Origin of the sequence: Streptomyces sp. NPDC085900, from assembly GCF_044540925.1 — a bacterium.
Classification (GTDB): domain Bacteria; phylum Actinomycetota; class Actinomycetes; order Streptomycetales; family Streptomycetaceae; genus Streptomyces; species Streptomyces gilvifuscus.
Genome location: NZ_JBITSP010000004.1, coordinates 759612 through 778407 on the forward strand (window position 1 = coordinate 759612; position 18796 = coordinate 778407).

An 18796-nucleotide genomic window follows, 5' to 3' on the forward strand; every position below is an offset into this window, starting at 1 on the left:
GACCCGGACCACAACCGCCGACGTCGCGGAGGCACTCCCCCATGCCCGAGTACGGCTATTTCCTCTCGTGCGAGCAGTACGGTCCCGCGGAGCTGATCGAGCAGGCGCGGATGGCCGAGCAGGCCGGGTTCCAGTCGTTGTGGATCTCCGACCACTACCACCCGTGGAACGACGAACAGGGCCAGAGCCCGTTCGTGTGGTCCGTGATCGGCGCACTGTCCGAGGCGGTGTCCCTGCCGGTGGAGACGGCCGTGACCTGCCCGACCGTGCGGATGCACCCGGCGGTGGTGGCGCAGGCCGCGGCCACCAGCGCGGTGATGACGAACGGCGCCTTCCGGCTGGGCCTCGGTTCGGGCGAGGCGCTCAACGAGCACATCCTCGGCGATCACTGGCCGCCCGCGCACGTCCGCCTGGAGATGCTGGAGGAGGCCATCCAGATCATGCGCCGGCTGTTCGGCGGCGAGGAGGTCAACCACCGCGGCCCGCACTACACGGTGGAGAACGCCCGGCTGTACACGCTGCCGGAGGAGCCCGTGCCGATCGACATCTCCGGCTTCGGACCGGCCGCCACCAAGCTGGCGGCCCGGGTCGGCGACGGCTACATCACGATGACGCCGGACCCGTCGATGGTGGAGCAGTACCGCAAGGGCGGCGGCGGCGGAAAGCCGGTCAGCGGCGGCACCAAGGTCTGCTACGACGCCGACCGGGACGAGGCCGTACGGACCGTGCACCGGCTGTGGGCGAACGAGCAGCTGCCCGGCGAACTGAGCCAGGTGCTGCCCTCCCCCAAACACTTCGAGCAGGCGCAGCAGCTGGTCACCGAGGACATGGTGCGCGAGAACCGGGTGTGCGGAGGCGACGTCGACGAGCACGTGGCGGAGCTGAAGCAGTTCGCGGACGCCGGTTTCGACCGGGTCTACGTCAACCAGATCGGCCCCGACCTGCGCGGCTTCTTCGACTTCTACCGGACGAAGGTGCTGCCGCAGCTCCAGCAGACCTGAGGGGGCCGGCGATGAAGCTCCAGCGGCCCGTCGTCTCCGTCTACACCGTGCCCACGGACGCCCCGGAGGCCGACGGCACGCTGTCCTGGGAGTCGACGACGATGGTGATCGCGGAGGTGTCGGCGGGCGATGCGACCGGCACGGGCTGGACGTACGGTCCGCCCGCCGTCGCCGATTTCCTGCGCGGACAGCTGACCCCGCTGGTCGAGGGCCGGGACCCCCTCGACATCCCCGCCACGCACGACGCGATGTGCCGCTCCGTGCGCAACGCGGGGCGGCCGGGCGTGGCCGCGGGCGCGATCTCGGCGCTCGACATCGCCCTGTGGGACCTGAAGGCCCGTCTGCTCGAGCTGCCGCTGGCCCGGCTGCTGGGCGTCTGCCGGGAGGAGGTCCCGGTGTACGGCAGCGGCGGTTTCACGACGTACCACGACACGCATCTGGCCGCCCAGGTCAACGGCTGGGTGCACGGACAGCACATCCCGCGCGTCAAGATCAAGATCGGTGAGGGCTGGGGCCGGGCCGTCCCCCGCGATCTGGCCCGGGTCCGTGCGGCGCGCCATGTCATCGGCGACGAGGCGGAGTTGTACGTCGACGCCAACGGCGCCTACACCCGCAAGCAGGCCGTCCGGGTCGGCCACGCCCTCGCGGACCACGGCGTCGGCTGGTTCGAGGAACCGGTCTCCTCCGACGACCTCACCGGCCTGCGTCTGGTGCGCGACGCCCTGGTCTGCGACGTCACGGCAGGCGAGTACGGCTACGACCTGCCGTACTTCGCCCGCATGATCGCGGCGGGCGCGGTCGACTGCCTGCAGATCGACGCCACGCGCTGCGGCGGCATCACGGAGTTCCTTCGCGCCGCCGCCCTCGCCCAGGCGCACGGCCTGGAGGTCTCGACCCACTGCGCGCCCCACGCGCACGCGGCGGCCGCCGCCTCGCTGCCCAACATCCGCCACATGGAGTGGTTCCACGACCACGTCCGCATCGAGGACATGTTCTTCGACGGAGCCCTGGACCCGACGGGGGGTTCGGTACGTCCGCTGGGCGGCGTGGGCCACGGCCTGACACTCCTGGCCGACGAGGTCACGCAGTACCGGGTGGGCTAGGGGCCTTTCGTTCGCGGCCGAGCCGATGAACGGCCGGTCCTAACGGCGGACCAGGCGGGTCAGCCTGCGGGCGGCCAGGACGGCGGCGCCCGCGGTCAGAGCCGCGCCGGCCCGGGTGCGGTTGCGGGAGACCCAGTCCTGCGGGCTGCTCCCGTGGGACTCCTCGTCGAACCGCCCGTGGGTCCCGAAGTCCCGGCCGTGCGGGCCGTCCGCGGGTGTCCACAGGTTGGCGGACTCGCCGTGCTCGCCCTTGTCCTGCTGGGCCTCGAACCCGGTCCGTGCCAGGTACCGGTCCAGGACCCCGGGGGCCACCGCGTTGGCGATCAGGGTGGCCACGGTGGAGCCGCCCACCCAGTACTCGCGGCGCCGACCGTGCGAGGCGGCGTGCACGATCGCCCGTCCGGCGACCTCGGGCTGGTAGACGGGAGCCACCGGCCGGGCCTGACCCGGCATCCGGCTGAGCACCCAGTCGAACTGCGGGGTGTTGACGGCGGGCAGCTGCACCATCGTCGTACGCACACCGCTGCGGGAGTGCAGCAGCTCGCAGCGCAGCGACTCGTTGAACCCCTGGATGGCGTGCTTGGCGCCGCAGTACGCCGACTGCAGCGGAATGCCGCGGTACGCCAGCGCGGAGCCGACCTGCACGATCGTGCCGCGGTCGCGCGGCAGCATGTGGCGAAGGGCGGACCTGGTGCCGAACACGTAACCCAGGTAGGTCACTTCGGTGACCCTCTTGAACTCGTCCGGGGTGATCTCGGTGAACGGCGCGAAGACGCCGGCGAAGGCGTTGTTGACCCAGACGTCGATGTGCCCGAAGGTGTCGACGACCTTCTGGGCGGCGTCGTCGACGGCCTTGGCGTCGGCCATGTCCACGGGGACGACCAGCGCCTCGCCGCCGGCGCGCTGCACCTCGTCGGCGGCCGCGGCGAGGCCCTCGCGTCCCCGGGCCAGCAGGGCGACCCGGTCGCCCCGGGCGGCGAAGGCCACGGCCGTGGCCCGGCCCACGCCGCCGCTGGCACCGGTCACCACGACCGTCCTACGGCTGCCCGGTACCTGCATTCCCCAGCGCCTGCGCACCTCGCGTCACCCCCGGTGGTGCGGCCGCTCGGGGTCGATGTTCCCCTGCGTCGGCGCCGGTACCCCGGGCACACCGGTCGTCGGCATTCCGGCCACGGGCGCCCCGCTCGCGCCGGCCGCGCCGCCGGGCGCCACGGGCGGCACCGGCGGGTACGGCGGAGTGGCACCGTGCGTGCGGTCGCGCTCGGTGGCGCCCGCCGTCTCCGCCGCGTGCTCCGGGGTGGGCCGGGACGCGGAGGGACGGGCCGCGCTGCGCAGGGCGTAGGCGACGGCGCCCAGGATCACCGCGGTGACCAGCGCGGCTGCCCAGTCGGGCAGCGCGTTCGCCAGCGCGAGACCCACGGCGAGGGCGAGTGCCGCTCCCGCGTAGAGGGCCACGGCGCCGGACGCGCCGTACAGCATGGCCCTGCGGCGCTGCTTGCGAGTCTGTTCCCGCAGTTCGTCGCGCACGGTCTCGCGCGCCACCTGCGCCAGCTCGTCGACCAGGTGCTTGTCCAGATGCTCCAGATGATCCAAGCCTTCCATGACCGTCGGGTACCCGTACACCCGTACGGGTAACGCGCTCCGTCACGGCTGGAAAGCAGCGCGTCAGCCCAGGGGCGCCGGGTACCCGCCCGGCTCGCACGACGAAACCCTCACACAACCCATCACAGGAGTCACAGCATGACGGAGCGCACCGACGTGGTGGAGCTGCTCAAGGAGCAGCACACCCGGATCCGAGAGCTGTTCGACGAGGTGGCGAACACCAAGGGCGGGGACCGGAAGCGGCACTTCCACGATCTCGTCCGGCTCCTCGCGGTGCACGAGACCGCCGAGGAGGAGGTCGTCCACCCCTTCGCCCGCAAGAACATCGACGGCGGTGAGCTGGTCGTCAAGGACCGGATCGAGGAGGAGGAGAAGGCCAAGCAGGCCCTGTCCCGGCTGGACGACATGGATCCGGACTCGCCCGAGTTCCTGGACGAGTTCGCGGCCCTGCGCCAGGACGTCCTCGCGCACGCCGACAACGAGGAACGGTACGAGTTCGCGCACTTCGCGCGGATCGCCGACCGCGGCAAACTGGAGGCCCTGGCCCGCGCGGTGCGGGCGGCCGAGGCGCTGGCACCCACCCGCCCGCACCCGGGCACCGACACCGCCCTGAAGAACGTGGCGGTGGGGCCGATGGCGGCCGTCATCGACCGCACCCGTGACGTCGTACGCAAGGCGATGGGCTGACCCACGCCCGAGGGGCGGCCGGGAGCGGGGTGATCACCGGAACGGATCACCTCACCCGGCCGTCCCAACTAGGCTCGTCGGCATGGACATTCTGGGAGCCACGCTGCGCATCTGCGTCGACGACCTGGAGACCGCGGTCCCCTTCTACGAACGCCTCGCGGGCGGCCACGCCCTCCGCTTCGAACGCGGTGGCGTCCAGGTGGCCGCGGTCGGCTGCTTTCTGCTGATGAGCGGCCCCGAGGCCGAACTGGACGTGCTGCGCAAGGTCGCGGCGACGATCGCGGTGAAGGACCTCGACGAGGCCCACCGGGTGCTCACCGAGCTCGGCGCCCGCATCGTCGCCGGGCCGTTGCCGACGCCGGGGGGCCGCAACCTGATCGCGATGCACCCGGACGGCACGGTGTACGAGTACGCGGACCGCAATCCGTAACGCCCCTCACGCCTCCGGCGGCCGCATGCGGAAGTCGTAGTGCGCCGGCAGGGGTTCGTCGCTCAGTCTCGCCCACAGCCGGCCGATCGTCTCGGCCCCCTCTCGCAGGTCGGCGACCTCGAAGCCGGCGCGGAAGATGTCCAGCGCCTCCTCGGGCCTCGCCTCCGCGAGCAGCAGTCCGGCCTCGATCAGCCGGAACCTGCCGCGCCGCCGGACGGCGGGCCGGAGCCGGTCCCAGACGGTACGCGCCGGTGCGGTGCGGCCCACGGCGAGCAGTGCCTCGATCGCCTCGCGACCCAGCGCGGCCGTGGCCGCCGTCCACGCCTCGCCGTTGTCGCGCCGCTCGGCGCACAGGTCGTCGAAGGCTTCCGCGTACCGGTCGGCGGCCCGCTCGGGATTGCCGCTGACCTGGTCGGCGACGGCCAGGCAACGCAGCAACGGCCACAGCGACGGGGAGAGTTGCAGGGCCCGCTCCCAACTGCGCACGGCCTGCGCCCGGTCGCCTGCATGCCACTGGGCGACGCCCAGGTGGTATTCGGTGAGGGGGGTGGCCGGCGCGGCCTCCAGCATGTCCCGCCAGTGCGGGGCGACGAGCGTCTCACCGGGCGGCCGCACCCGGCGCGGCTCGGGGAGGTACCCGGCGCGCAGGAGGTGCAGCCAGGGCGCCTGGGCGTCGCCGAGTGTGCTCTCCTCGAAGGGCGTGCCGGGCAACTTCAGGTCATCGCGCAGCACTTCGAGGGCGCCCCAGCCGGAGCCCGTGGCGAGGATCTCGGCCGGTTCGGAGTCGGCGCACGGCTTCCAGGCGGCGTACGCGGCGTCGACCCGGGCGCGCGGGAGGGCCGCTTCGAGGCGGGCCTCCACGTCGTCGGCGGTCGGCGGCGAGTCGAGCGGACCGTACGCCTCCAGCCATGACACCTCGCTCTCGGCGTCCAGTCGTACGTGCTCCAACTGGGTGCGGGCGAGGCCTGCCTGGATCTCCAGATAGCCCTCGGTGCCGGGTTCGGTGAGCCACTGCTGCCAGCGGCGGCCGCCGGGCGCCTTGCCCCAGATGAAGAGCTTGCGCCCGCGCAGCGCATCGGTGGAGGTCTGCACCAGTCCGTGCCCGTCCTCGTCGAGGGCGGCGATCCAGCGGCGGCGTTCCTCGGGCAGGTCGTAGAAGTAGTCGGCGGCGTGCGGGTGTTGCTCGATCTCCGCGTGCGAGGGTGCGGCCACCTTGGTCAGCCGGCGCTCGTAGCCGAACTGCCAGGCCTCCTCGGCGGGCACGAGGACCCGGCGCGTCTCGGGGACGGCGATGTTGGACCACCAGTACGTCGGCACCGGCTTGGGGTGGGGGTTGCGGACGCGGACGCCCACGTACAGGAAGTCGGAGCGGTCCGGCAGCCAGAGGTCGACCTGGAAGGGGAGGTCGCGCAGGCGCTCCCACTCCCACAGCCGGAGCATCTCGCCGCCGTCGGGTGCGGCGACGCGGGCCGCGTGCAGGGGTGAGCAGGACAGGGTCGTGTGGCCGGTGGCGCCGATGTTCCATTCGACGCCGCCGGAGAACCAGGCGCCGTTGAGGGCGAAGGCGGCCGGCTGGAACACGGGGTTGCGGTAGAGGAGTTCGCGGCCGGTCGGCTTGTGCAGGAGGGAGGCGACACGGCCGCCGAGCCCCGGCAGGACGGTGGCGCGCAGCCGGTCGTTCTCGATCACGAGGGCGTCGATGTCACGGGGCTCGCGCGAGCGCCCGTATCCGTCGCGCACGCGCACCGGCAGCAGGCTGCGCAGTGGCTCGTAGCCCGCCTGACGGGCCATGTCACGCGGCAGTTCGTCGCGCTCGCGGTCGTCGATGCGGTGTACCTCGTGCGGGAGCCGCAGTGGGGGCAGCGGATTGTCCGGGCCCAGCTCCGCCGCCGGCATGGTCAGTACCTCACGTCGGATCGTCGTCACGATCACCATGGAAGCCGCTGACCGGTGATCCGGCCAGGGGAGCTACCGGTCAGGATTGCGCAAAGGCCGCCCCACGGGTCATCCCGTCATCTCGACGGTGATCGCCCACCGCTCGTGGTCGCGCCACGCCCCGTCGATGAAGAGCATGTTCGGGGAGAAGCCCTCCAGGCGGAAGCCGCAGGAGCGGGCCAGGGCGATCGAGGCGGTGTTGTCCGGCTGCGCGTTGATCTCCAGGCGGTGCAGTCGCATCGGCCCGAACGCGTGGCCCACCACCAGTTTCAGTCCCTCCCGCATCAGCCCGCGGCCGACGGCGTGCGCGAAGACGCCGTAGCCGAGCGCGCCGCACTGGAAGCCGCCCTCGACGATGTTGTTGATGTTGATGAACCCGGCGATGGCGCCGTCGTCCTTCTCGCACACCAGGAACCCGGCCTTGGTCGGGTCCTCGATCAGCCTGCCGGCGTAGGCGGTGTACGCGTTCGCCGTGTCCGGCGGGAACAGCCAAGGATGGTGCAGGTCCTTGCTCTCCCGGGCCCGTGCGGTGAACTCGGCGCCGTCCCCGTAGGTGAAGTGGCGTATCCCCACCCGGGGCCCCTCGGCGAGATAGCGGGAAGCGGTGTGCGGCATCCGGCCAGCCTACGACGCGCCGGCTCCGGTCAGCGCAGCGAGGGCTCGTCCAGGGTCAGCGTGGCCGCGTCGGCGTCGAGCGTCGCGGACACCCCGAAGGGGATCGTCAGCGCGCCCGCGCAGTGCCCGAATCCGAACCCCTCGACGACCGGGACGCCGAGCCCGCCGAGCCGGTCGACGAGCAGCGGACGCACCCTCTCGTACGGCTCGCACTGCTCCCACGACCCGAGCAGCACCCCCCGCACCCCGTCCAGCCAACCCGCGCGCCCGAGCTGGGTGAGACAGCGGTCCAGGCGGTACGTCTCCTCCCCGACGTCCTCCAGGCACAGCAGTCCGCCGCGGGCACCGGGCCGGGCCTGCGGGGTGCCCAGTTCGGCGGCGAGCAGGCACAGGCAGCCCCCGAGCGTGACGCCCCGCGCCCGCCCGGGAACCAGGGCGCTGCCGCCCGAGGTGATCGTGCGGACGCTCTCCGGCGCGAAGAGGGTGGCCTTGAGATGTTCCTGCGCACCGGCGTTCTTGATGAAGTCGACACCGGCCGCCATCGGCCCGTGCAGCGTGACCAGCCCGAGCCGCGCGGCGAACGCCTCGTGCAGCACGGTGACGTCGCTGAAGCCGACGAACACCTTCGGCCCGGCCGCCCGCATCGCCTCCCAGTCGAGGAGGTCGACCATCCGCTGCGCCCCGTAACCGCCCCGCGCGCACAGCACCGCGTCCACCGAGGGGTCGCACCAGGCGGCCTGCAGATCGGCCGCGCGGTCGGCGTCCGCACCCGCGAGGTAGGTCAACTCCCCGTGCCGGTCCAGCACATGGGATCCGACGACCGGGTCGAGGTCCCAGCCCCGCAGCACGTCGAGGCCGGCCTGCAGCCGCTCCTCGGGCACCGGTCCGCTGGGCGCGACGACGGCGACACGGGCGCCGGGGGCGAGCCGGGACGGCCGGACGAGTTCTCGTACCGCTTCTCTCACTTGGACAGCTCCAGGGTCGGGACGCCACGCGGGTTGAGCCCGAACACCTGGGCGTACAACGACAGTTCGGCCTCCATGCAGCGGATCATGGTGTCGGCGCGCCGGAAGCCGTGCCCCTCGCCCTCGAAGGCGATGTAGGCGTGCGGCACCCGCTGCCCGCGGATCCGCTCCAGGAACCGCTCGCACTGCGCGGGCGGGCAGATCACGTCGTCCAGCCCCTGGAGCAGCAGGAACGGCGCGGTGACGCGGTCGGCGTGCTCGGTGGGCGAGCGTTCCGCGTACCGTCCGGGCACCTCGGCGAGCGGTCCGACCAGCGACTCCAGGTACCGCGACTCGAAGTCGTGGGTCTCCCCCTCGGCCCAGGCGGCGAGGTCGAGGACGGGGTAGATGATCGTGCCGCAGGCGTAGACGTCGGTCTGGGTGAGCGAGGCGGCCGTGGTCCAGCCGCCCGCGCTGCCGCCGCGGACGGCGAGCCGGTCGCGGTCGGCGGTGCCCTCCTCGGCCAGGGCGAGGGCGACGGCCGCGCAGTCCTCGACGTCGACGACGCCCCACTGCTCGCGCAGCCGCTCCCGGTACTCGCGGCCGTATCCGGTCGAACCGCCGTAGTCGACCTCGGCGACCCCGATGCCGCGGGAGGTGAAGTAGGCGATGGACAGGTCGAGGACGAGCGGCGATCTGCTGGTGGGGCCGCCGTGCGCCCAGACTACGTACGGCGGCAGTTCGTCGCCGGGAGGGACGCAACCGGGGTTGTGGGGCGGGTAGATGTGGGCGTGGATGTCGCGTCCCGCGGGCCCGGTGAAGGTGCGGATCTGCGGCTCGGGGTAGTGGGCGGGGTCCACGGCGTCCTCGTGCTCGGCGCCGACCACCCGGGCCCGGCCGGTCCGGGTGTCCAGCTCGACCACCTCGTAGGCGCTGCGCGGGCTCGCCCCGACGGAGACGACCCGCTCGCCGTGCACCGCCAGCGTGGGCGCGAACTCGGTCCAGGGGCCGGCCGCGTCGACGATCTCGCCGGTCTCCGGGTCGAGGATGCCGAGGGCGGTGGCGCCGCGCCCGTGCACCACGGCGACGAGCCCGTTGTCGAGCGGGGCGAACCAGCGGTGGCCGAGTTTCCACAGCGGCCCGGCGAACTCCTCCTCGCGGGGGCACAGGGGTACGCCGTCGCGGTAGAGGTTCCACCAGCCGGTGCGGTCGCTCGCGTACAGCAGGGACCCGTCGGCCGCCCAGTCGGCCTGCGCGATCGACTCCCGCGGCCCGCCGGCGACGGTCCGCGGCCGGCTCAGCCTGCCGTCGTCGCGCACCTCGGCGACGACCAGCTCGGTGCCGTCCCAGGGCATCCGCGGATGGTCCCAGACGAGCCAGGCGGCGCGGCGTCCGTCGGGCGAGATCCGGGGTCCGGTGACGAACCGGTGCGCGCCGTCGCTCAGTTCGCGTACGGCGTCGCGGTCCTGCGCGGCCGAGCCGTCCAGCGGTACGGCGGCCAGGACCCGGCGTACGTCGGCGGGCCCGTCGCCGGTGAACTCCTCCAGGACGCACCACACTTCGCCCCGGTCGGGCAGCAACCGCGGCTCGGCCCAGCGCAGTCCGCCGCCGACGGGCGACAGCGGCGTCAACGGCCGCGGCTCGCCGCCGGGTTCGCAGCGGTAGAGCCGCTGGTCGGCGAAGTTCACGAACACCACGACCGGGCGGCCGTCCAGGACCACGCCGGCCCAGGGGTGGCCGCCGTACTCGATGACCCGGCTGCGCACGTTCCACGGCGCGGGCAGCACCGTCTCCTCGCGGCCGTCGGCCCGTCTGCGCACCAGGGTGCGCCGGCCGCCCTCCTCGGGCCGGGGCTCGGTCCACCAAGGCTCGTCGCCGACGAAGCCGACGTACTCGGGGTGCCCGTCGTGCGCGGCGGTGAGCGCCGCGTCGATGGGTGAGGGCCAGGAACCGTAGCGCAGCGTCTGCACGTCTCCTCCGACTCGCCTAGGCCGTGCGCAGGAAACGGTCGAGTACCCGGACACCGAAGTGCAGTGCCTCCACCGGCACCCGCTCGTCGACGCCGTGGAACATGGCCTGGTAGTCGTACCCCTCCGGCAGCCTCAGCGGGGTGAAACCGTAGCCGGTGATGCCGAGGCGGGAGAACTGCTTGGCGTCCGTGCCGCCCGACATGCAGTACGGCACCACGTGGCCCTCGGGCGCGAACTCCTCGACGGCCGCCCGCATCCGGGCGTAGGTCGGCGAGTCCACGGGCGCCTGCAGGGCGACCTCGCGGTGGTGGAACTCCCAGTCGACGTCCGGTCCGGTCAGCCGGTCCAGGGTGGCGCGGAACTCGTCCTCGCCGCCCGGCAGATACCGTCCGTCGACGTACGCGACGGCCTCGCCCGGGATCACGTTGACCTTGTAACCGGCGTCCAGCATGGTCGGGTTGGCGCTGTTGCGGACGGTCGCCTCGACGAGCTTGGCGGCCGGCCCGAGCTTGTCCAGGAGGGCGTCGACGTCGTCGAGGCCGCCGTCGATGCCGTAGAGCGCGGCGAGTTCGGTCAGGGCGGCCCGTACGGTCGGGGTCGGCCGCAGCGGCCACTCGTGCTCGCCGATGCGGGTGACGGCGGCGGCGAGGCGGGTCACGGCGTTCTCCGCGTTCACCTTGGAGCCGTGCCCGGCGCGCCCGCGCGCGGTGAGCTTCAGCCAGCCGGTGCCGCGCTCGCCGGCGGCGATCGGATACAGCTGCCGGCCGTTGCCGTCGTGGAAGGTGAACGCGCCCGACTCGCTGACGCCCTCGGTGCACCCCTCGAAGAGGCCGGGATGCTCGTCGGCGAGGAACCCGGAGCCGTCGCGGGCACTGTCCTCCTCGTCGGCGGTGAAGGCGACCACGACGTCCCGCCGGGGCCGGACGCCCTCGCGCGCCCACTGCCGCACCACGGCGAGGATCATCGCGTCCATGTTCTTCATGTCGACCGCGCCGCGGCCCCACACGACCCCGTCGCGGATCTCGCCGGAGAAGGGGTGCACGCTCCAGTCGTCCGCCTGGGCCGGGACGACGTCCAGGTGACCGTGGAGCAGCAGCGCGTCGGCGGACGGGTCGCTGCCCTCGACGCGGGCGACGACGTTGGTGCGCCCCTCGGTCCGCTCCAGCAGGACGGGTTCGAGGCCCGCCCCGGCCAGCTGCTCGGCCGCGTACTCGGCGGCGGGCCGCTCCCGGCAGTCACCGCCGCCCCGGTTGGTGGTGTCGATCCGGATCAGGTCGGAGGTGAACCGGACCACCTCGTCCAGTGCCTGCTGGTCAGCCATACTGCTCCTCCACCGCGGCCGAGACGATCGTGGTGACCGCCTTGAAGGTACGGATGCCCTCGTACATGGTCCCGCTGGTGTACGCCACCTTGCGCTCCCCGATCCGGTCCACGCCGGGCACGACGGTGGCGGCCATGGCGAGATGCTCGGCGTCGAACTCCAGGGCGATGGTGAACGGACCGTCCCGCAACGGTTCGTGACGGACCGCCAGCCGGGCCGCCTCCTTGGCCGCGGCCCGGATGTCGGCGGCGGTCCTGGCCGGTGTGCGGCACACGGCCGCGTACCGCGAGACATGGTCCTTGACGGCGACCTTCAACGCCTCCGGCGCGTACCCGAGGGCGTCCTCGCAGGCCACGTCGTCGCCGGTGACGAGGACGACGGGCACCCCGTACTCGGCGACGACGTGCGCGTTCAGCAGGCCCTCGCTGGCTCTGACGTCGTTCAGCCACACCCCGGTGATGGAGTTGGCGAGGTAGGTGTGGGCGAGGACGCCCTCCATGCCGGCGCCCGCGTGGTAGCCGACGAACGCGATCCCGTCCACGTCGCCGTGCTGGACGCCCTCGACCATGGACAGCGACTTGTGCCGTCCGGTGAGCATCTGCGTCCGCTCGTCGAGCCGTTCCAGGAGCAGGTTGCGCATGGTCCAGTGGGCCTCGTTGACGACGACCTCGTCCGCCCCGCCGTCGAAGAACCCCAGCACGGCCGCGTTCACGTCCGAGGTGAACATCGAACGGCACCGCTCCCACTGCGGTGTCCCCGGCAGCACGTCCGCCGGCCAGGTGACGCCCGTGGCACCTTCCATGTCGGCGCTGATCAGGATCTTCATGATGCGCCACGTTACGCGCCGGGACGGGTCCGGTTCCAGGACTCGCTGCCTCGGAGGAGCCCGGGTTGCGCCGGCGGGCGCGACGGCGTCGGATGGGAGTGCGTCGATGCCGAAGGCGAGGGCCCATGACGAAGCACGATCCCGCGGCGGACGACCGGCGTCCCGGCGGCCCTCCCGTGCGCTGCCAGGGGCCGTACGGCCGCCCGGAGGACGGAGCGGACTGCCCCGACCCCGCCCGCTTCGAGGTCGTCCGCTACCGGCGGCCGGCGCTGGCCGTGTGCCCGGTGCATCTGGGGCCGTCCCTGCTGATGGCGGGCGATGTGCTGTGGCCTCCGCGGATCTCACTGGTGCGCTGACGCGGCGCCCTCAGCTCGCGCGGCCCGCCACCAGCCACTTCGAGGGCAGCTCGATCCGGATGCCGTCGGAGGTGAACTCGGTGGTGACGAGGGGCAGTTCGCCGGCCGCCAGCACTGTCAGGCCGGCCGCCGCCAGATACCCGGGCACGTCGTCGTCGGCGACCTCACCGGGCGCGAGGCCGTGCCGGAAGACCGGTGCGAGCTTGGGCGGCGGGCCGGAGGGGCTCTGCGCCAGGCCCAGCAGGACGGGTTTGGCGGTCTCGGACAGCTCGACGAGGAAGGCACGCCCCCGCTCGCCCACGAGCGTGGCGATGCCGTCCACCATGGCCTGCCGGTCGTCGGGTTCGGTCTGGTGCAGGACGCCGCGCATGTAGACGTTGGCGTCGCCGAGTTCCGCGTGCAGCGTCTCGGTCTCGTTCTTCTCCACGGCGTCGAGCACCCGGTACGTGGCCTGGCCCGCGGGGTCGGCGTGCCGGGCGTGCTCCACGGCGGCGGGCGACAGGTCGGCGCCCACCACGTGCCGGAAGCGGTCCGCGAGGAAACGGGTCTGGGTGCCGTTGCCGCAGCCGAGGTCCACCATCGCCAGGCCCGAGTCGACCAGGTGGGGCGCGAAGAGGCCGAGATGGACGCCGGCGGTCAGTGCCGGTTCCGCGTCCCAGAAGACGGCCCCCTCGTCCTCAGGGGCCTCGCGCCAGAAGCCCTCCCATGCCTCCCGGTACCTGCTCGTCACGCTCATGTCCGACTCCCCAGGGTACGCCGCGAACCCGTCCCAAGTGACGGGCCAGTACGGTCTACCGCTCCCCCGGCATGGCTACAAGCGCGTGGCGCATACCTTCACGCCGCATTCGACAGGAGCGCGCCCCTGGCGCTACGCACACCCTCTTGTGGTGCGCGGGTGACCGGTGTGCCGTCAGCGCCGGGGCAGCGACAGCTCGAACCACACGGTCTTGCCGGTCGTCGTACGGCTGGTGCCCCACTCGCGCGCGAGAGTGCTCACCACGCGCAGTCCGCGCCCGAAGTCGTCGCCCGGGGCGGCGCTGAGCAGGGTCGGCAGTTCGTGGTCGTCGTCGTCCACTTCGCACAGCAGGGTGTCGCCGCGGACGAGCCGCAGCAGGACCGGCCGGCTGTGGGAGTGCCGTACGGCGTTGGTGACGAGCTCGCTCACCAACAGCTCGGTCTGGGCGGCGAGTTTCGCCAGCCCCCAGTCGTGGAGCTGTTCGCGGACCACGGCACGCGCGCGTGAGACCTCGACCGGGTCGAGGGAGAGCCGCCACTCGGCGACGTCGTCGGCGTCGATGCCGTTGAGCCGGGCCATCAGGAGGGCGACGTCGTCCTTGCGGCCGCCGCGGCCCGCTTCCGAGAAGGTCGCGGCGAGGGCGCGGATGATGGCGTCGCAGGCGTCGTCCATCGACGCGGCCGGGTGGGCGGCGGACTCGCTGAGGGTCGCCAGGCCCACGCCGATGTCCTCGCCGCGCACCTCGACCAGTCCGTCGGTGCACATCACGATCCGGTCGCCGGGCTCCACGCGCACGCGGACCGCCTCGAACGGCACGCCGCCGACGCCGATGGGCGCGCCGGTCGGCAGGTCGAGCAGCTCGCTGCGGCCGTCCTCGGCACGCACCAGCACCGGCGGGATGTGGCCGGCGTTGGCGAGGTGCAGTTCGCTCGCGATCGGGTCGTAGACGGCGTACAGACAGGTCGCGAGGTAGTTGTCGCCGAGGCGCTGGGCGAGGTCGTCGAGGTTGCGCAGGAGCTGGGCGGGCGGCAGGTCGAGTGCGGCCATGGTCTGCACGGCCGTACGCAACTGACCCATCATGGCCGCCGAGTTGAGACCGTGGCCCATGACATCGCCGACGACCAGGGCGGTGCGGGCGCCGGGCAGCTTCACGGAGTCGAACCAGTCGCCGCCGACGCGTCCCAGCAGGGTGCCGGGCAGGTAGCGGGTGGCGATGTCGCAGCCCGGCATGCGCGGCGGGATGTGCGGCAGCATGCTGTCCTGGAGGGTGTCGGCGACACTCTCCTGGTAGGTGTACATGCGCGCGTTGTCGAGCACGAGGCCCGCGCGGGCGGCGAGTTCGGCGCCGGTGACGCGGTCCATGTCGTTGAAGACGGGCCGCTCCGGGTGGCGCAGCAGGATCATGAAGCCGAGGACGACGTTGCGCGCCTTCAGGGGTACGACCAGCATCGACCGGTGGTTGATCAGCGGCCGGATGTCCCGCTTCTCGAACTGCGAGGCGATGGCGTGGCCCATCTCCTCGGTGATGCGCGGCACCAGGACGGGTTCGCCGGTGGTCATGCACTGGAAGAACGGTGTGTGCGCCGGGAACGGCATGGCCTCGCCGACCGGCACGACGTCGTCCCACCGGCCCGGTTCGTCGGTGTGTTCGACGGCGACCCGGTGCCACATGGTGGTGGTGTCGGGGACGCCTTCGGGGAACCCCTCGCCGGCGACGACCTGTTCGCGCAGATAGGTGCCGGCGACGTCGGTGAAGCGCGGCACGACGGCGCGGCTGACCTCGAGGATCGTCGTGGCCAGGTCGAGGGAGGTGCCGATGCGGCCGCTGACCTCGTTGAGGAACTCCAGGCGCTCGCGTACGGCCGCGTACTCCAGGTCCTCGCCGTCGTCGGCGAGTTCCCGCGGTGTCGGTAATCCGTCGGCGACGGCGCGCGCGGCGCGCTCGCGGCGGGCCCGGCGCTGCACACGCCGGGGCACGCCCCAGTCGGGGGTGACGGGCACCCGGTCGTTCTGGCTGAACTCCAGCACGGGATAGCCCAGTTCGAGGACCTGCGCGACGATCCGGGCGCTCTCGTCGACGCTCATGCTGGGCAGGATCTCGGGCAGCCGGCCGGCCAGGTCCTCGGCCCCGGGGAAGTCGGTGTGCAGGGCGAAGCCGGGTGCGATCCGCTCGAACGCCAGGTCGTCGTCGGGCTCGTCCTGGTGGAGCCTCGCGGTGTCGGCGGCGAGCACGAGCAGCCGCTCCTGGCCGGGGCCCACCAGCGGGTACGCCCACCACAGCACGTCGACGCGGTCGCCGGCGCGGCCCGGCTCGCCCCGCCCGGGGACGGTCAGGCGGGCGCGGCCCGCCGCCGGGTAGGAGAACCTGCCGTCCAGCGACGACTCGAGGCCGGGGCCGAGTCCGTCGTAGGCCGCGAACGCCCCGTACTCCGGGATGTCCTCCTCCTCGGGCAGCACGCCGGAGACGGGCAGCAGGTCGACGGCCGCGCGACCGATCGCCTCCTCCTTGGGGACGCCGAACAGACGACGTGCGCCGGTACTCCAGTGGGAGACGAGCCCGCCACGGTCCACGACGACCACGGCCAGCGGGACACGGCCGGTCGCGGCATGGGCGTCCGCCGCGCCGCTCCCGGTTCCGAGGCTGGGAGGTGTGTCCCTCTCGGTGCCACGGTCAGCGCCACTTTCCATGGCCCAGGCCCTCTCTCCCCATGGCTCGGCAAGATCTGTGCCGCCTGCTCCACCGTACGGCTCCGGCCGGTTGCGGTGTGCGGCAATGCGCGAATTGATGCGCGGCGCGACCGCCCGCGCGCGGGGGGCGCACACCGGGGTCCGTCAGTCCTCGTGGCCCAGCTGCAGGTCGCGCTCGGTACGGCCGCCGCCGGCCACCTGGAGCACGGTGGCGACCGGCGGGTAACCCGCGGCGATGACGGTGTACTCGCCGGTCGCCAGGTCTACGAAGCGGAATGTCCCGTCCGGTCCGGTGGTGAGCGAGTCGACGACGTTGCCCGCCGCGTCGAGCAGCGTCACGCGGGCGTCCTCGACAAGCCGTCCGCCGCCCGCGCGCACGGTGCCCCGCAGCACCGCGCCGCCCGCGAGTTCGACGTCCTGGCGGGTCTCACGGGAGGCCTGAACGGTGACCGGGAGCGCGACCGGACGGTAGGTGTAGGCGCTGGCGGCCAGGGTGTACTCGCCGGCGACGAGTTCGGTGACGAGGTAACCGCCCTCGCGTCCGCTGCGGGTGGTGGCGACGACCTCGCCGTGCACATTGGTGAGGGTGACCGTGGCGTCCCGTACGGGTGTGCCGTCAGCGGTGCGCACCTGGCCTGCGAGGCGTCCGGCGCCGCCCAGGACGATGTCCAGCTCGACGGGGCGCTCGCCGACGGTGACGGTGACGGCCTGGGGCTGGTGGCCGCCCGCGGCGGCGATGAGCACGTACGAGCCCGTGCCGGGCGTGGACAGCGCGTACCGGCCGTCCTCGCCGCTGGCCCCACGGCCGATCTGCTGCCCGGTCACGTCGATCAGGGTGAGGGCCGCGCGGGCCACGACGGTCCCGTCGGAGTGCTGCACCGTGCCGCAGACGGGGATTCCGGCGGTGTGCGGCGACCGGCCCCGCGGGACCCGGGCGTCCGCGGTCACCGGGTCCGTTTCGGCTGCGTTGTGGGACACCAGTGGTTTCTCCTTGAGGAAGAAGGCGAAGAGCACACCGAGGGCGAGCACCGGCACGAGGTGGAGGAAGATGCCGGGCATGGCGTCGGCGTACGCCCGGACGTAGTCGTCGCGCAGGGGTGCGGGGAGCGCGTGGACGAGCCGCGGGGTGATGGACTGCGGGTCGGGGAGCCGGGCGCCCGCGGGGAGGCGTTCGTCGAGCGCGTCGGCGAGCCGGCCGGCGAAGAGGGTGCCGAAGACCGCGGCGCCGACACTGCCGCCGATCTGCCGGAAGTAGTTGTTCGCGCTCGTCGCCGTGCCGAGGTCGGCGGGGCGGACGGAGTTCTGCACGGCGAGGATCAGGACCGGCATCACCATGCCGATGCCGGCGCCGAGGACGGCCATCCAGAGGCTGTACTGCAGCCGGGACGTGTCCACCTGGAGGCGGGACAGCAGCCACATGCCGACGCAGGAGACGGCGCTGCCGAGCAGCGGATAGACCTTGTAACGGCCGGTGTGGCTGATGAGCTGGCCGCAGACGACGGAGGCGCCCACGATGCCGCCCATCATCGGCAGCATGAGCAGACCCGACTCGGTGGCGCTGGCCCCGTCGACCATCTGCAGGTACGTCGGCAGATAGCCGGCCGCGCCGAACAGCGCGACCCCGGTCACCAGGCCGACCAGGCCGGTGACGACGAAGACGGGGTCCCTGAACAGCCGTAGCGGGATGAGGGGTTCGGCGGCGAAGTGCTCGGCCACGAGGAAGAGTACGGCGGCGACCGCGGCCCCGGCGCCCAGGCCGAGGATCGTCCGCGAGTGCCACGGGTACTCCGTGCCGCCCCAACTGGTCACCAGGACCAGGCAGGTGGAGGCCGCGGCCAGCAGCAGGGCGCCCGGCACGTCGATGGGCCGCCGGTGTCGCGGCTTCGGCAGTCTCAGTACGGCGGTGACGACGGCCAGGGTGACGAGGCCGAAGGGGACGTTGAAGTAGAAGCACCACCTCCAGGAGAGGTGGTCGGTGAAGTAGCCGCCCAGCAGGGGGCCGGCGACCGACGCGAGCCCGAAGGCGGCGCCGATGAGGCCCATGAAGCGGCCGCGCCGCCTCGGCGGCACGATGTCCGCGATGATCGCCTGCACGCCGGTCATCAGGCCGCCCGCGCCGACGCCCTGGACGGCGCGGAAGGCGATCAGCTGGTCCATGGACTGCGCGCGGCCGGCGAGTCCGGCGCCGATCACGAAGACGACGATGGCGAACTGGAAGACGCCCTTGCGGCCGAGGAGATCGCCGAGCTTGCCGTAGACAGGCAGTCCGACCGTGGCGGTGAGCAGATAGGCGGTGATCGCCCAGGACATCCTGTCGAGGCCGTGCAGCTCACCGACGATCCTCGGCAGCGCGGTGGCGACGATCATCTGCTCCAGGGCGGCCAGCAGCAGCGCCAGCATCAGCCCCAGGAAGACCAACCGCACCCGGCGCGGGCTCAGTTCGGCCGTGGCCGCCGGTGCCGGGGCATCCGTCGGCGCGGGCGCCGCCTCCTCGTGCGCCAGAGTGGTCCCGCCCACGTGCCGCTCCCCTCGTCGCGCCTGCCGCACAATTCCCGCGTAAGCGACAACTGCGAGCAAGCGCG

General features: G+C 72.9%; 16 protein-coding genes. 5 read left to right on the forward strand and 11 right to left on the reverse strand.

From position 1 onward, the window contains the following. Positions 1-41 precede the first annotated feature (41 nt). Entirely contained in the window at positions 42-1001 is a 960-nt protein-coding gene (locus ACIGDI_RS17500; protein ID WP_399897037.1) for an LLM class F420-dependent oxidoreductase, read from the forward strand. Positions 1002-1012: 11 nt separating this feature from the next. Then, positions 1013-2104 carry an enolase C-terminal domain-like protein gene (locus ACIGDI_RS17505; protein WP_399897040.1) on the forward strand — a complete coding sequence of 364 codons (1092 nt, stop codon included), beginning with the start codon at positions 1013-1015 and terminating at the stop codon, positions 2102-2104. 39 nt (positions 2105-2143) lie between these two features. On the opposite strand, the gene ACIGDI_RS17510 is transcribed toward ACIGDI_RS17505, so the two are convergent. After that, positions 2144-3163, reverse strand: coding sequence for an SDR family oxidoreductase (locus ACIGDI_RS17510; protein ID WP_399897043.1), 1020 nt, complete (start codon positions 3161-3163; stop codon positions 2144-2146). A 24-nt stretch (positions 3164-3187) separates the two neighbouring features. After that, positions 3188-3706, reverse strand: a complete 519-nt coding sequence (locus ACIGDI_RS17515) for a phage holin family protein (protein WP_399897046.1) — start codon at positions 3704-3706, stop codon at positions 3188-3190. Positions 3707-3844: 138 nt separating this feature from the next. Here ACIGDI_RS17515 and ACIGDI_RS17520 point away from each other — a divergent pair, with 138 nt between their 5' ends. After that, complete coding sequence (locus ACIGDI_RS17520) at positions 3845-4393, forward strand: hemerythrin domain-containing protein (RefSeq protein WP_399897049.1); 549 nt, start codon at positions 3845-3847, stop codon at positions 4391-4393. A gap of 82 nt (positions 4394-4475) precedes the next feature. Further along, a complete protein-coding gene (locus ACIGDI_RS17525) occupies positions 4476-4823 on the forward strand; it encodes a VOC family protein (protein ID WP_399897052.1) in 348 nt (115 codons plus the stop codon). 6 nt (positions 4824-4829) lie between these two features. Here ACIGDI_RS17525 and ACIGDI_RS17530 read toward each other — a convergent pair whose 3' ends face one another. The 6 genes from ACIGDI_RS17530 to ACIGDI_RS17555 all read right to left on the reverse strand — a co-directional run bounded on the left by ACIGDI_RS17530 (position 4830) and on the right by ACIGDI_RS17555 (position 12434). After that, a complete protein-coding gene (locus ACIGDI_RS17530) occupies positions 4830-6758 on the reverse strand; it encodes a DUF5107 domain-containing protein (RefSeq protein WP_399897055.1) in 1929 nt (642 codons plus the stop codon). Positions 6759-6827: 69 nt separating this feature from the next. Next, the gene (locus ACIGDI_RS17535) at positions 6828-7373 is read right to left on the reverse strand and encodes a GNAT family N-acetyltransferase (RefSeq protein ID WP_399897058.1); all 546 of its coding nucleotides are present in this window, start codon (positions 7371-7373) and stop codon (positions 6828-6830) included. A 29-nt stretch (positions 7374-7402) separates the two neighbouring features. Continuing rightward, positions 7403-8338, reverse strand: a complete 936-nt coding sequence (locus tag ACIGDI_RS17540) for an LD-carboxypeptidase (protein ID WP_399897061.1) — start codon at positions 8336-8338, stop codon at positions 7403-7405. Next, positions 8335-10287 carry a prolyl oligopeptidase family serine peptidase gene (locus tag ACIGDI_RS17545; RefSeq protein ID WP_399897064.1) on the reverse strand — a complete coding sequence of 651 codons (1953 nt, stop codon included), beginning with the start codon at positions 10285-10287 and terminating at the stop codon, positions 8335-8337. The genes ACIGDI_RS17540 and ACIGDI_RS17545 overlap by 4 nt, the downstream gene beginning before the upstream one ends. Positions 10288-10303: 16 nt before the next feature. Beyond that, entirely contained in the window at positions 10304-11608 is a 1305-nt protein-coding gene (locus tag ACIGDI_RS17550; RefSeq protein ID WP_399897067.1) for a M20/M25/M40 family metallo-hydrolase, read from the reverse strand. Continuing rightward, entirely contained in the window at positions 11601-12434 is an 834-nt protein-coding gene (locus tag ACIGDI_RS17555; RefSeq protein WP_399897070.1) for a M55 family metallopeptidase, read from the reverse strand. The genes ACIGDI_RS17550 and ACIGDI_RS17555 overlap by 8 nt, the downstream gene beginning before the upstream one ends. 125 nt (positions 12435-12559) lie before the next feature. Here ACIGDI_RS17555 and ACIGDI_RS17560 point away from each other — a divergent pair, with 125 nt between their 5' ends. Beyond that, positions 12560-12790 carry a hypothetical protein gene (locus tag ACIGDI_RS17560; RefSeq protein WP_399897073.1) on the forward strand — a complete coding sequence of 77 codons (231 nt, stop codon included), beginning with the start codon at positions 12560-12562 and terminating at the stop codon, positions 12788-12790. Positions 12791-12800: 10 nt separating this feature from the next. On the opposite strand, the gene ACIGDI_RS17565 is transcribed toward ACIGDI_RS17560, so the two are convergent. The 3 genes from ACIGDI_RS17565 to ACIGDI_RS17575 form a co-directional block, all read right to left on the reverse strand. After that, positions 12801-13526, reverse strand: a complete 726-nt coding sequence (locus ACIGDI_RS17565; protein WP_399897076.1) for a class I SAM-dependent methyltransferase — start codon at positions 13524-13526, stop codon at positions 12801-12803. A gap of 174 nt (positions 13527-13700) precedes the next feature. Beyond that, positions 13701-16214, reverse strand: coding sequence for a SpoIIE family protein phosphatase (locus ACIGDI_RS17570; RefSeq protein ID WP_399897078.1), 2514 nt, complete (start codon positions 16212-16214; stop codon positions 13701-13703). 144 nt (positions 16215-16358) lie between these two features. After that, a complete protein-coding gene (locus tag ACIGDI_RS17575) occupies positions 16359-18731 on the reverse strand; it encodes an MFS transporter (protein ID WP_399897081.1) in 2373 nt (790 codons plus the stop codon). Positions 18732-18796: the final 65 nt, after the last annotated feature.